Source organism: Klebsiella sp. WOUb02, from assembly GCF_050058015.1.
Classification (GTDB): domain Bacteria; phylum Pseudomonadota; class Gammaproteobacteria; order Enterobacterales; family Enterobacteriaceae; genus Klebsiella.
On record NZ_CP170110.1, the window covers coordinates 2,854,028 to 2,867,989 of the forward strand.

10 protein-coding genes and 2 pseudogenes are annotated in these 13,962 nt (G+C 58.0%); 6 read left to right on the forward strand and 6 right to left on the reverse strand.

The annotated features are described in order from the left end of the window. Positions 1 to 201: 201 nt before the first annotated feature. The 6 genes and pseudogenes from lptD (at position 202) to apaH (ending at position 7,113) form a co-directional block, all read left to right on the forward strand. A pseudogene (lptD, locus tag ABOC21_RS20725) lies at positions 202 to 2,549 on the forward strand (LPS assembly protein LptD). A 54-nt stretch (positions 2,550 to 2,603) separates the two neighbouring features. Further along, entirely contained in the window at positions 2,604 to 3,890 is a 1,287-nt protein-coding gene (gene surA, locus ABOC21_RS20730; RefSeq protein ID WP_426813109.1) for a peptidylprolyl isomerase SurA, read from the forward strand. A gap of 182 nt (positions 3,891 to 4,072) precedes the next feature. Continuing rightward, the gene (gene pdxA / locus ABOC21_RS20735; protein ID WP_426813110.1) at positions 4,073 to 5,062 is read left to right on the forward strand and encodes a 4-hydroxythreonine-4-phosphate dehydrogenase PdxA; all 990 of its coding nucleotides are present in this window, start codon (positions 4,073 to 4,075) and stop codon (positions 5,060 to 5,062) included. After that, positions 5,059 to 5,880: a 16S rRNA (adenine(1518)-N(6)/adenine(1519)-N(6))-dimethyltransferase RsmA gene (rsmA, locus tag ABOC21_RS20740; protein ID WP_426813111.1), complete on the forward strand. Its 822-nt coding sequence runs from the start codon at positions 5,059 to 5,061 to the stop codon at positions 5,878 to 5,880. Before pdxA ends, rsmA begins: the two co-directional genes overlap by 4 nt. 2 nt (positions 5,881 to 5,882) lie before the next feature. Next, a complete protein-coding gene (gene apaG / locus ABOC21_RS20745) occupies positions 5,883 to 6,260 on the forward strand; it encodes a Co2+/Mg2+ efflux protein ApaG (RefSeq protein WP_426813112.1) in 378 nt (125 codons plus the stop codon). 4 nt (positions 6,261 to 6,264) lie between these two features. Beyond that, complete coding sequence (gene apaH, locus ABOC21_RS20750; protein ID WP_426813113.1) at positions 6,265 to 7,113, forward strand: bis(5'-nucleosyl)-tetraphosphatase (symmetrical) ApaH; 849 nt, start codon at positions 6,265 to 6,267, stop codon at positions 7,111 to 7,113. A gap of 81 nt (positions 7,114 to 7,194) precedes the next feature. Here apaH and folA read toward each other — a convergent pair whose 3' ends face one another. The 6 genes and pseudogenes from folA to ABOC21_RS20780 form a co-directional block, all read right to left on the reverse strand. Continuing rightward, positions 7,195 to 7,674, reverse strand: coding sequence for a type 3 dihydrofolate reductase (gene folA / locus ABOC21_RS20755; protein WP_095103835.1), 480 nt, complete (start codon positions 7,672 to 7,674; stop codon positions 7,195 to 7,197). Positions 7,675 to 7,841: 167 nt separating this feature from the next. After that, a pseudogene (gene kefC / locus ABOC21_RS20760) lies at positions 7,842 to 9,708 on the reverse strand (glutathione-regulated potassium-efflux system protein KefC). Then, entirely contained in the window at positions 9,701 to 10,231 is a 531-nt protein-coding gene (kefF, locus tag ABOC21_RS20765) for a glutathione-regulated potassium-efflux system oxidoreductase KefF (protein ID WP_426813114.1), read from the reverse strand. Before kefF ends, kefC begins: the two are co-directional and overlap by 8 nt. A gap of 95 nt (positions 10,232 to 10,326) precedes the next feature. Further along, positions 10,327 to 11,631, reverse strand: coding sequence for an MFS transporter (locus ABOC21_RS20770; RefSeq protein ID WP_426813115.1), 1,305 nt, complete (start codon positions 11,629 to 11,631; stop codon positions 10,327 to 10,329). A gap of 71 nt (positions 11,632 to 11,702) precedes the next feature. Next, complete coding sequence (locus ABOC21_RS20775) at positions 11,703 to 12,653, reverse strand: 2-hydroxyacid dehydrogenase (RefSeq protein ID WP_426813116.1); 951 nt, start codon at positions 12,651 to 12,653, stop codon at positions 11,703 to 11,705. 210 nt (positions 12,654 to 12,863) lie between these two features. Next, positions 12,864 to 13,856: a LacI family DNA-binding transcriptional regulator gene (locus tag ABOC21_RS20780; protein WP_426813117.1), complete on the reverse strand. Its 993-nt coding sequence runs from the start codon at positions 13,854 to 13,856 to the stop codon at positions 12,864 to 12,866. Positions 13,857 to 13,962: the final 106 nt, after the last annotated feature.

Sequence of the window (13,962 nt, forward strand, 5' to 3'; positions counted from 1 at the left end):
GCACGTTACAAAGCACTGACGCTTCGGTCAATTGTGGGACATAGCCTATAATTTGCTTTATCATACTCGTCATTCTACACGGTGCCTAACGCTCGGGACTGAAACGGGCAGGATTAACACTAGCGCGATCAGGATGAGTACGTTAGGCTCTGACCGTTTGCAAGCCGCTGCCACAAGATGACGGAACAACAAATACAACGTATGAAAAAACGTATTCCCAGCCTCCTGGCCACCATGATCGCCAGCGCCTTGTATAGCCAACAGGGCCTCGCTGCCGATCTCGCCACGCAGTGTATGCTTGGCGTCCCAAGCTATAATCGTCCCCTCGTCGAAGGCAAAACGAACGAGCTGCCGGTGACGATCGATGCCGATCATGCGAAGGGCAACTATCCGGATAATGCCACATTCACCGGTAACGTCGATATTAACCAAGGGAATAGCCGTCTTCAGGCGGATGAGGTTCAGCTTCATCAGCAGCAGGCTGCGGGCCAGCCTCAGCCCGTGCGCACGGTCGATGCGCTGGGCAACGTTCACTATGACGATAATCAGGTCATCCTGAAAGGGCCGAAAGGCTGGTCAAACCTGAACACCAAAGATACCAATGTCTGGGAAGGCGATTACCAGATGGTCGGCCGTCAGGGCCGCGGCAAGGCCGATCTGATGAAACAGCGCGGTGAAAACCGCTACACCATTCTGGAAAACGGCAGCTTTACCTCCTGTCTGCCGGGTTCTGACACCTGGAGCGTCGTCGGTAGCGAAGTTATCCACGACCGCGAAGAGCAGGTCGCGGAGATCTGGAACGCGCGCTTTAAGCTCGGCTCGGTGCCTATTTTCTACAGCCCTTACCTGCAGTCTGCCGGTAGGCGATAAGCGTCGTTCCGGCTTCCTGATCCCTAACGCCAAATACAGCACGAAAAATGGCGTGGAGTTCTCTCTTCCTTACTACTGGAATATCGCGCCTAACTTCGACGCCACCCTGACGCCGCACTATATGAGCAAGCGCGGCGGCGTGATGTGGGAAAACGAGTTCCGCTATCTGACCAAAGCCGGCGCGGGCCTGTTCGAGTTTGACTATCTGCCGTCCGATAAGGTCTACCAGGACGATCACTCCAGCGACAGCAACAGCCGCCGCTGGCTGTTCTACTGGAACCACTCCGGGGTCATCGATCAGGTATGGCGCCTTAACGCCGACTATACCAAGGTCAGCGATCCGGACTACTTTAACGATTTCAGCTCGAAATACGGCTCCAGCACCGACGGCTACGCCACGCAGAAATTCAGCGCCGGCTACGTCAACCAGAACTTCGACGCCACCGTATCGACCAAGCAGTTCCAGGTCTTTAACCGCGACTCGAGCAACTCCTATTCGGCTCAGCCGCAGGCTGGACGTTAACTACTACCAGAACGACGTCGGTCCGTTTGATACCCATCTGTACGGACAGGCGGTGCACTTCGTCAATACCAACGGCAACATGCCGGAAGCGACCCGCGTCCACTTCGAGCCGACGATCAATCTGCCGCTGTCTAACGGCTGGGGCAGCATCAATACCGAAGCCAAGCTGCTGGCGACCCACTATCAGCAGAGCAACCTCGACGACTACAACGCGGCTAACAATGCGGACTACAAAGAGTCCGTTAACCGCGTGATGCCACAGTTCAAAATCGACGGCAAAATGGTCTTCGAGCGCGATATGCAGGAGAGCTTTACCCAGACTCTGGAACCGCGCGTGCAGTACCTGTACATTCCGTATCGCGACCAGAGCCATATCGGTTCTTACGACTCCACCCTGCTGCAATCGGACTACAGCGGCCTGTTCCGCGACCGTTCCTACAGCGGCCTGGACCGGATAGCATCCGCAAACCAGGTGACTACCGGCGTCACTTCTCGCGTATATGATGCAGCCGCCGTTGAACGTTTTAATATTTCCGTTGGTCAAATCTATTATTTCACCGAGTCCCGTACCGGTGATGACAACATCAACTGGGAGAATAACGACACAAGGGGTTCACTGGTTTGGGCCGGAGATACTTACTGGCGCATCGCCGATGACTGGGGTTTACGCGGGGGAATTCAGTACGATACGCGTCTGGATAACGTCGCAACCGGTAACGGCACCGTTGAATACCGTCGCGACGAAAACCGCTTAGTCCAACTTAACTATCGTTACGCCAGCCCGGAATACATTCAGGCAACCCTGCCTTCGTATTCAACCGCTGAGCAGTACAAAAACGGTATTTCTCAGGTGGGTATGACCGCCAGCTGGCCGGTAGTCGATCGCTGGTCCATTGTCGGCGCATACTACTTTGATACCAATACCAAAAAGAGCGCCAACCAGATGTTAGGGGTCCAGTATAACTCCTGCTGCTACGCGATTCGCCTCGGCTATGAACGCAAGATCAACGGCTGGGATAATAGCGGTAACGGCGAGAGCAAATACGACAATACCTTTGGCATCAACATTGAGCTACGCGGTCTGAGCTCCAATTACGGTCTCGGCACCCAGCAGATGCTGCGTTCGAACATTCTACCGTACCAGAACTCCCTGTGATGTGGCTGGTTTAAAACGTAATCCGCCTTTGCGGTTAATTGAAATGGAAAAAGTATGAAGAACTGGAAAACGCTGCTTCTCGGTATCGCCATGATCGCGAATACCAGTTTCGCTGCCCCACAGGTTGTCGATAAAGTAGCGGCTGTCGTCAATAATGGCGTTGTTCTTGAAAGCGACGTCAACGGCCTGATGCAATCGGTTAAGCTTAACGCCGGCCAGGCCGGTCAGCAGCTGCCGGATGATGCCACCCTACGTCATCAGATCCTCGAAAGACTGATTATGGACCAGATTGTTTTGCAGATGGGCCAGAAGATGGGCGTGAAAATCTCTGACGACCAGGTCGATCAGGCGATTGCCAACATCGCGAAGCAGAACAATATGACCATGGATCAGATGCGCAGCCGTCTGGCCTATGACGGTCTGAACTTTGCCACCTACCGTAATCAGATTCGCAAAGAGATGCTGATTTCAGAAGTGCGTAATAACGAAGTGCGTCGCCGCATTACCGTGCTGCCGCAGGAAGTTGAATCGCTGGCAAAACAGATTGGCGATCAGAACGATGCCAGCACCGAGCTGAACCTGAGCCACATCCTGATTCCGCTGCCGGAAAACCCGACCTCCGACCAGGTTGCCGCCGCGCAGGATCAGGCGAATTCTATCGTTGAGCAGGCGCGCAGCGGCGCGGACTTCGGCAAGCTGGCGATCAGCTACTCTGCCGACCAGCAGGCGCTGAAAGGCGGCCAGATGGGCTGGGGCCGTATTCAGGAGCTGCCGGGGATCTTCGCCCAGGCGCTGAGCACCGCGAAGAAAGGCGACATCGTCGGCCCGATCCGCTCCGGCGTTGGCTTCCATATCCTGAAAATCAACGATATGCGCGGCGAAAGCAAAAATATCTCCGTTACCGAAGTCCACGCCCGCCACATTCTGCTGAAGTCGTCGCCGATCATGAACGATGCCCAGGCGAAGGCCAAGCTGGAGCAGATTGCAGCCGACATTAAGAGCGGGAAAACCACCTTCGCTAAAGCAGCGAAAGAGTTTTCTGAAGATCCGGGCTCTGCTAACCAGGGCGGCGATTTGGGCTGGGCAACCACCGATATCTTCGATCCGGCGTTCCGCGATGCGCTGATGCACATGAGCAAAGGCCAGACCAGCGCTCCGGTGCACTCCTCCTTCGGCTGGCACCTGATTGAGCTGCTGGACACCCGCCAGGTTGACAGAACCGACGCGGCGCAGAAAGATCGCGCCTACCGGATGCTGATGAACCGTAAGTTCTCGGAAGAAGCGGCGACCTGGATGCAGGAACAGCGCGCCAGCGCTTACGTCAAAGTTCTGAGTAACTAATTTACCGCCCGATACGCCAGCCGTTCCACGCGTATCGGGCGGCAAGCGCATAGCGCCCCAGGCTGACCGATGAGCCGCCGGGGCGCAGCCGCTGACCGTAACGTTGCCTGCGACGGCCCAAAACGGGCGAGGCTCATGGATGAACCGCCAACGGCGTAGCCAACCAGGAAATAGCCTGAAGGATGAAGCGTATGAATCGTGTTGTCATCACTCCCGGGGAACCTGCCGGGATTGGTCCTGACCTCGTCGCGCAGCTTGCGCAGAGAGAATGGCCGGTTGAACTGGTGGTTTGCGCCGATGGCGCACTGTTATCTGACCGAGCCCAACGGCTCGGTCTTCCTTTATCGCTTCTGCCCTGGGACCCGTCCCGCCCCGCCGCCCCGCAGCGCGCCGGCACCCTGACCCTGCTTCCCGTACCGCTAAACGCCCCGGTAACGCCCGGCGTGCTGGAGGTGCGCAACGGCAGCTACGTGGTGGAAACCCTGGCGCGCGCCTGCGACGGCTGCCTGAACGGCGAGTTTGCGGCATTAATTACCGGGCCGGTCCATAAAGGCAATATCAACGACGCCGGGATCGCCTTCACCGGCCATACCGAGTTCTTCGAAGAGCGCGCGCAGGCCAGTAAAGTGGTGATGATGCTGGCCACGGAAGAGCTTCGCGTCGCGCTGGCGACCACCCATCTGCCGCTGAAAGCGATCAGTGACGCCATTACCCCCGACCTGCTGCGCGAAGTCATCACCATCCTTGACCACGATCTGCGCCACAAGTTTGGTATCGCCCAGCCGCATGTGCTGGTGTGCGGTCTAAACCCGCACGCGGGAGAAGGCGGCCATATGGGTACGGAAGAGATCGACACCATCATTCCGGTGCTGGAAGAGATGCGCGCTCGGGGGATGAATCTCAGCGGGCCGCTGCCGGCGGATACCCTTTTTCAGCCCAAATATCTCGACCATGCCGATGCGGTGCTCGCGATGTACCACGATCAGGGTCTTCCCGTGCTAAAATACCAGGGCTTCGGCCGCGGCGTGAACATTACGCTCGGTTTACCCTTTATTCGAACCTCCGTTGACCACGGCACCGCCCTAGAACTGGCGGGCCAGGGGAAAGCGGATGTCGGCAGTTTTATCACGGCGCTTAATCTCGCCATTAAAATGATTGTTAATACGCAATGAATAATCGAGTCCATCAGGGCCACTTAGCCCGTAAACGCTTCGGGCAAAACTTTCTCAACGATCGGTTCGTGATCGACAGCATCGTCTCAGCCATTAATCCACAGAAGGGCCAGGCGATTGTCGAAATCGGCCCGGGCCTGGCCGCGCTGACCGAGCCGGTAGGCGAACGTCTGGACGAGCTCACCGTTATCGAGCTGGACCGCGACCTCGCCGCCCGCCTGAAAACGCACCCGTTCTTAGGGCCAAAGCTGACCATTTATCAGCAGGATGCCATGACCATCAACTTTGGCGAGCTGTCGCAGAACATGGGTCAGCCGCTGCGCGTGTTCGGCAATCTGCCTTACAACATCTCCACGCCGCTGATGTTCCACCTGTTCAGCTATACTGATGCCATTGCCGACATGCACTTTATGCTGCAAAAAGAGGTCGTCAATCGCCTGGTTGCCGGTCCGAACAGTAAGGCGTATGGTCGACTGAGCGTGATGGCGCAATATTACTGCCAGATAATCCCGGTGCTTGAAGTTCCGCCGACCGCCTTTACGCCGCCGCCTAAAGTCGATTCCGCCGTGGTGCGCCTGGTGCCCTATCGCACGCTGCCGCATCCGGTCAAAGAGGTTCGCGTACTGAGCCGAATCACCACCGAAGCGTTCAACCAGCGGCGGAAAACGATTCGCAATAGCCTCGGCAATCTGTTCAGCGTTGAAGTGCTGACCGAGCTGGGCATCGACCCGGCGCAACGTGCAGAGAATATTTCCGTGGCGCAGTATTGTCAGCTAGCTAACTGGTTAACTGAAAACTCGCCCACCAAGGAGAGCTAACCATGATCAATTCGCCCCGAGTTTGTGTACAGGTACAGAGCGTCTATATCGAATCGCAGTCTTCTCCGGAAAGCGATCGTTACGTCTTCGCTTATACCGTCACCATCCGCAATCTGGGGCGGAGTCAGGTTCAGCTTCTTGGCCGCTACTGGCTTATCACCAACGGTCACGGTCGTGAGACCGAGGTTCAGGGTGAAGGGGTTGTCGGCGAGCAGCCGCATATTCCCGCTGGCGGGGAGTTTCAATACACCAGCGGCGCGGTGATTGAAACGCCGCTGGGCACCATGCAGGGACATTACGCCATGATCGACGTGAACGGCGCGCCGTTCTCCGTCGACATCCCTGTTTTCCGTCTCGCAGTACCAACGCTCATTCACTAAAACCATGTCTACATACCTTATTGGCGACGTTCACGGTTGCTACGATGAACTGATCGCATTATTAAAGCAGGTTGCGTTTACCCCTGGCAGCGATACGCTATGGCTTACCGGTGATTTAGTCGCCCGCGGCCCGGGCTCGCTGGAGGTTTTACGCTACGTAAAATCCCTTGGCGACAGCGTACGTATTGTCCTTGGCAATCACGATCTCCATCTGCTGGCCGTCTTCGCCGGCATTAGCCGCAACAAGCCGAAAGATCGCCTGAAGTCACTGCTGGAAGCGCCGGATGCCGATGAGCTTCTCAACTGGCTGCGTCGCCAGCCGCTGATGCAGATTGATGAAGAGAAAAAGCTGGTGATGGCCCATGCCGGCATCACGCCGCAGTGGGATCTGCCAACGGCGCAGCAGTGCGCGCGCGATGTGGAAGCGGTGCTCTCCAGCGACTCCTATCCGTTCTTCCTCGACGCCATGTATGGCGACATGCCCAATAACTGGAGCAACGAGCTGAGCGGCCTGGCGCGACTGCGCTTTATCTCTAACGCCTTTACCCGCATGCGCTACTGCTTCCCGAACGGGCAGCTGGATATGTATGCCAAAGAAGCGCCGGAGGACGCCCCGGCGCCCCTGAAGCCGTGGTTTACCATCCCCGGTCCGGTGGCGAACGAGTACAGCATTGCTTTTGGCCACTGGGCTTCGCTGGAGGGACGCGGAACGCCTGAGGGCATTTACGCGCTGGATACCGGCTGCTGCTGGGGGGGAGATCTCACCTGCCTGCGCTGGGAAGACAAGGCGTACTTCACCCAGCCGTCGAACCGGCAGAAGGATCTGCATGAAGGTGAGGCGGTCGCCTCCTGAGAAAGATCCCGGATAGCTGCGCGCTATCCGGGTTATCAGAGAAGCCCTGTTCCCGGAAGCTCGGCGCTACCGGGGACGGACTTAGCGACGTTCGAGAACTTCGAAACAGTAGCTGTGCGAGTTCTGCGCGTCGGCGTCGTGGAATTCGCTGAATACCGATTCCCACTGGTCCGGATCGTAATCCGGGAAGTGGGTGTCGCCTTCCACTTCAGCATCAATATGCGTCAAATAGAGCTTATGGGCTTTCGGCAGGAACTGCTCGTAGACGCGGCCGCCGCCGATCACCATCATCTCTTCAACGTCGCCGCAGGCGGCAATCGCTTCATCAACCGATTTAACCCACTGCACGCGATCGTCACTCCCGGGCTGGCTGCTGATGACAATATTTTTACGGCCAGGCAGCGGACGACCAATAGATTCCCAGGTCAGACGCCCCATAATTACCGGCTTGTTTAACGTATTACGTTTAAACCAGGCGAGATCGGCAGGCAGGTTCCATGGCATGGCGTTTTCCATACCAATGACGCGATCCACCGCTAACGCCGCAATCAGACTGATCATTGAATATTTCCCAAATACAAAAAATTGCCGCCACTATACGGAAAGCATAATACTTCGTCGACTGGACGGAGAGTAAAGAATACGAAAATTTTCGCATTTGCCGGCAGGCCCACGTCAGCCCCGTGAGCCGCCAGATTAGAACGATGCGCTATACCTTAGGCGACGCCTTAAGCTGAAGGCTTATTCTCCGGCTCGTCGGCGATATCCCCGGTGTGCCTGCCCTCTTCCGTACCCTGCCAGCCGTGGCGCTGGATCAGCGACAGATGGGCGCGGTCTTCATTGATGATGCCGGTCAGCATATCGCTGGTGCGCTTAAAGACCGCCACCCGGGAAGCCGAATCGTTTTCCGCCATCTCCACCATCTCTTCCACCATTTTGATATTGAAGCGGCGGAACAGATCGGCGCGCTCGCGCGCCTCATAGGCGCCGAGGCCCAGGGCCTCCAGCGCCATGCGCCCGGATTTCAGCGCCGCCTCGAAGGTTTCACGCTCGGGCGCCTCGACTCCGGCCTGGCGCAGGCTGAATATAGTGATCGATATCGCGGGCCCGCGAGATAATTTGCAGATGCGGGAAGTGCTCTTTCACCAGCTCAACCAGCTGCAGGCTGGTCTGCGGATCGTCTATGGCGTTGATCAGCACTTCCGCTTTTCCCGCCCCCGCCGACTCCAGCAGATCGGCCCGCGTGGCGTCGCCGTAGAACACTTTCATATCAAATTTACGCAGCGCCTCAACGTGGTCAGGATCGTGGTCGAGGATGACCATCTTCACCCCGCCGGAGAGCAGCACGCGGCCGGCGATCTGCCCGTAGCGGCCAAAACCGGCGACAATCACCCGCGGCTGCTCTTCATCAATCTCATCGGCCTCGCGCGCCTGCCCGGAGGATGATTTTTCCAGCCGGGTCAGCAGCACCAGCAGAATCGGCGTCGCCGCCATCGACAGCGCCACCGCCAGGGTCAGCGCCCTGGCCCACTCGCTATCCAGCACCTCGGCCATTTGCGCGGCGCCGAATACCACAAAGGCAAATTCGCTCCCCTGTCCCAGCAGCACCGCAAACCAGCGGCGCTGGGCGCGCGGTACGCCGAGAGGTTTCGCAATCAGCCACAGCATGATGCCTTTGATAGCCAGGAACCCGACCAGCAGAATCAAAATACGCAGCGGATGGCTCACCAGGGTGCCAAAATCCACCGACATCCCGACGCCAATAAAGAACAGCCCCAGCAGCAGCCCCTTGAACGGTTCAATATCGCTTTCCAGCGCGTGGCGGTACTCCGAGCTGGCCAACAGCACCCCGGCAAGGAAGGCGCCCATCGCCATCGATAGCCCGACCTCTTCCAGCAGCAGCCCAAAACCAAAGACCAGGAACAGGGCCACGGCGCTGAACACCTCCCGCAGGCCGGAGCGGGCAACGAAGCGCAGCACCGGCCGGGTCAGGTAGCGACCGAGCACCACCACCAGCGCCAGCGCCCCCGCCACCTTCAGCGCCGACAGGGCGAACGCCCACAGCGTGGTGGAGCCGCCGCTGCTGGCCAGCAGCGGAATCATCGCCACCAGCGGGATGGCCGCGATATCCTGAAACAGCAGCACCGCAAAGGCGCTACGCCCCATTTGCGAAACCGTCAGGTTGCGTTCATTCATGGCCTGCATCGCGATCGCCGTAGACGACAGCGCCAGCGTCATGCCGATCAGCTCGGCCACCTGCCAGCGCATTCCCAGCAGAATACAGAACAGACCAATCAGCGCCCCGCAGGCCACCATCTGCAGCGCCCCGCCGCCAAATACCGAGGCCCGCAGCTTCCACAGGCGCTGCGGGTCGAGCTCAAGACCAATCACAAACAGCATCAGCACCACGCCGATTTCGGCGAAGTGGAGGATCGCCCCGGCGTCGGTCACCAGCTTCAGCCCCCATGGACCGATAATACAGCCGGCGATCAAATACCCCAGCACGGAGCCGAGGCCAAGGCGGACGGCAATCGGTACGATCAGCGCCGCGGACCCGAGATAGATCAGCGCCTGTATCAGCGTATGGCTATCCATTGTGCGCCTCCTGCCATTCGATTAAGCATTGTCGATAGCGGCGCGCCTGCGCCTGGAGGGTTTCGTCGTCGCAGATAAAAGTGCAGTGCATCGCAAACGGCGGCAGCCACGTCATCCCGCAGTACAGTCCGGTAGCCTGCAGCGGCTGGGCCAGCACCTCAAAACCGGGGAAGGAGCCAATATCGAAGTGGCTTTCGCCGCCGCCGGTGGTAACCGCCCACATCAGCGATTTGCCGCGCAGCGCGATGCCGTTATGGCCGTAGGCCCAGCCGTGCGACAGCACCTTGTCCATCCACAGCTTTAGCAGCGGCGGAACGCTGTACCACTGCAAGGGATGCTGCCAGATAACCAGATCCGCGCGGGCCAGCGCCGCCTGTTCGGCGGCGACGTCGATATTGAAATCGGGGTAAAGTTGATACAGGGAGCGTATCTCTACGCCGTCCAGCGTCCCTGCCTGCTCAAGCATCCGCTTATTCGCATGCGAGTGATGCGGATAGGGATGGGCATAAATTATCAGAATCATTGATTAGCCTGCGTTAACTCTTGTTGTAATCAGCAAGAGTGTAGTCAGTTAATCGAAGCGCTTACAATGATAACTGTGATTTATGCCGCCTTAGCCTACGCGTTGCGCGGCTGCTTGCTGACGCTGACCTCGGGCTCGCTGACCGCAAGGTCGCAGCGTTTCGGCAGCAGGAAGGTCATGGTTCCGGCAATGAGTAACGATCCGGCAAGCGCGCAGACCGCCACGTTTTGTCCGTACAGATAGATCATCACGCCCACCAGGTAAGGGCCGCAGAAACCGCCGAGGTTGCCGAGGCCGTTAATCACTCCGCGCGCGCTGCCGGCCACTTCCGCTGAGGCAATCCGCCCCGGCATCGACCAGAACGGACTGGTTGCCGATTTCAGGAAGAAGCCGCAAATCACCAGCGCAATATAGGCCGCCACCACGTGTTCGCGCAGCACCACCGACGCCACCAGCGCGGCGGCAAAGCTGTAGAGCGAGAAGCGGACCCACAGCCGACGCTTGCCGCTGCGATCGCTAAACAGTGAAATCACGTAGATCCCGGCGAGGGTCGCGACGAACGGCAGCACCGCCAGCAGGCCAACGCTGGCCATATTGCCGCCGGTCAGCCCTTTAAGAATGGTCGGCAGCCACAGGGTGTAGCCGTAATCGCCGGTCTGGTAGAAGAAGTTGAGGATCACCAGCTTCAGCAGTCCGGAATTGCGGAACACGTCTTTTACCGGCGCGTTGCTCACCGCATCTTCCGCCAGCTTTGCCGACCGCTCGGCGGCGAGGGTGGTGACCAGATAGTCGCGCTCCTTCTCCGGCAGCCAGCGGGCCTCTTCCGGGCGGTCGCTAATCATGTACCACCACACCGCCAGCACCACCAGCGACAGCAACCCTTCGATAATAAACAGCCAGCGCCAGTCGAGCGCGGCAATAATGGCGCCGGAGACCGGGGCGGTCAGAATGCCGCCCAGCGGGGCAAACATCATGACAAAGGCGTTGGCCCGACCCAGCTCTTTCTCCGGGAACCAGTTGCTGACCATCGTCAGGACCACCGGCAGCATCCCGCCTTCGGAAACGCCGAGAATAAAGCGCAGAACCAGTAGCTGATATTCGTGGGTCACAAAGCCGGTGGCCACCGACACTATCGCCCAGGCCACCAGCGACCAGGCAATAAAACGTTTGCCACTGCCGTTAACCGCAATTCGCCCGCCGGGTATTTGCAGAAATAAATAGCCAATAAAAAATATACCGCTGGCAACGCCGGCCATCTGGCTGGTAATACCTAAATCCGCTTCCATGCCGCCGGGCAGCGCAAAACTAATATTAACCCGATCCATAAACGAAATAATACAGGCGATCAGCACCGGCGTAATAATACGCAGCCAGCGGGTGCCGGGAATTTTATCATTCATATTTCGCACTCTCTATGCAGAGGTTATTGTTGTCATTAAATTAAAGTCGGGTACAGAAATAAGAGCGGTAATTAATTAATCGCGTTGGGCAGCGGCTTGCCGGAAAAATAAGCGGCGACATTTGCAAACACCACATCACTCATTTTCTGTCGGGTTTCATGGGTTGCGCTGGCCACGTGCGGCTGCAGGACCACATTATCAAGCGCAATCAGCTCGGCGGGAACCCGCGGTTCGTCTTCAAAGACGTCGAGAGCGGCCCCGGCGATAACACCGTCTTGTAACGCCTGAATCAGCGCCTTTTCGTCGACCAGCGACCCGCGGGCGATGTTGATAAGCCACGCCCGTTTCGGCATCACGTTAAAGACGGAGGCATCGATCAGTCCGCGGTTGGCTTCGCCGCCCGAGGCGGCAATCACCAAAAAATCGCTTTCATGGGCCAGGGTATGCAGATCGGCACAGCGCTGATAATCGGATTCGGCCACCGGCTTACGGTCGGTATAGAGCACCTGCATATCAAAACCACGGGCGCGGCGGGCGATGGCCTGGCCGATATTCCCCATCCCAAGAATGCCGATGCGCTTGCCGCTGACCTGGGTCGCCAGCGGCAGGCCGCCGTTCAGCCAGCGCCCTTCCCGCACAAAGCGGTCGCCCTGACACAGCTGGCGCGAGCCGGCCAGCAGCAGTCCCATCGCCAGGTCGGCGACATCGTTGGTCAACACGCCGGAGGTAATAGAAATGGCGATCTGCCGGGAGCGGGCATACTCTAAATCTACCGCATCGGTACCGACGCCGAAGATAGCGATCAGGCCCGCGTGCGGCAGCAGCTCCAGCACGGCGTTCTGCACGCCGACGTCTCCACGGGTCACGACGGCCGCCACGTTCTCCCCCTGCTCGCGCAAAAAGGCGATCGGATCGTTCTGCTCGTACAGGCGCAGTAGCGGGAATTTGGCGGCCAGCTGCTCCTGTAAGGTCTCAATAACGGGGGCCACTAAAAGGACGGCTCGGGTAATAGCACTATTCATCGGATCACCTGTTTGAAGTTTCATAACGACTGTAGCCACTATCAAACGGTTTTTTATCGCAGCATTTTGCGATCTGCATCACGCTGGATCGTGTTAAAAATAGCTGTTACGCCGTCCGTGATCGGTAAGACAAAACCCGCGGATGGCGGGCCTGGGGCGGATCGTGCGTTAACCTTCTGCTAACACAGCGCTATCGTCACGCCAGCGGCGCTAGATAGTCTCCCCCATCGACAGACGATAGTGCAGATCGACTTTTTCAATGGTTGGTAGCCCTTTGATCTTTTTGATTAATATCTCCGTGGCGACCTTACCCATTTCAAAGCGTGGCGTCAGGACGCTCGCCAGGCGCGGCGAGACAATCTGGCCGATTTCCAGGCCATGAAAACCGGCTATCGCCAGCTCTTCAGGCACGTTGATACCCGACGCCAGGCACTCCTGTAACACGCCAACCGCCAGATCGTCATTGGTGCACAGAATGCCGTCCATGCGGGCATACATCTGGCGCGCCAGGGTCATCATCCCGGTACCGATCGATACAGACGACACCTTGTTCGGCGCGATACGTCCCACCGCCAGCCCGGCATTTTCCATAGCCTGGCAGTAGCCGGCGTAGCGCTGCTCGTCGCGCACGTCGGACATCGCGCCAAAATAGACGATCTGCCGTTTACCGCTCGCCAGCAGCATATTGGTCATATCGAAACCGGCTTTGAAGTTGTCAAAGCCCACGTTGATACGCCCCGGATTCTCCGCCAGCCCCATCACCTCCGCGACGGGGATTTTCGCCGCATTGAGGTACTTATCGGCCCGCAGGGTGTGGGCCGATTCGGTCAGCAGCAGGCCTTTGACGTTAAAGGCCAGTACGGCGGCAATCTGCTCCTCTTCGCGCTGGCGGTCATAATCATAGTTCACCACCAGCGTCTGATAGCCGTGGGCGGCGGTAACCGATTCAATACCGGCCAGCAGGTCGGCAAAGATTTGGTTATGAAAGGAGGGGATCAGTACGCCAATGCGCGGCACGACGACGCCGATCATCGCCGGATTATCAGGGTCGGGCTCGTAGCCAATTTCCGCAATCACGCTGGCGATGCGCTCTGCCGTCTCCGGTTTGACTTTATCCGGCGTACGTAAATAGCGGCTGACGGTCATTTTGGTTACGCCAGCCAGCGCTGCAATATCATTGAGCGTTATGCGTTGTGCTTTCATCTACCTGCCCGTCAAATACGTCCACTGCATCAGGTTATTATGCCTGCCGATGAACAAAAAGAGAATCGCGCCTCACTATCGTTAACCCCTTGAGTAACGGTAATTT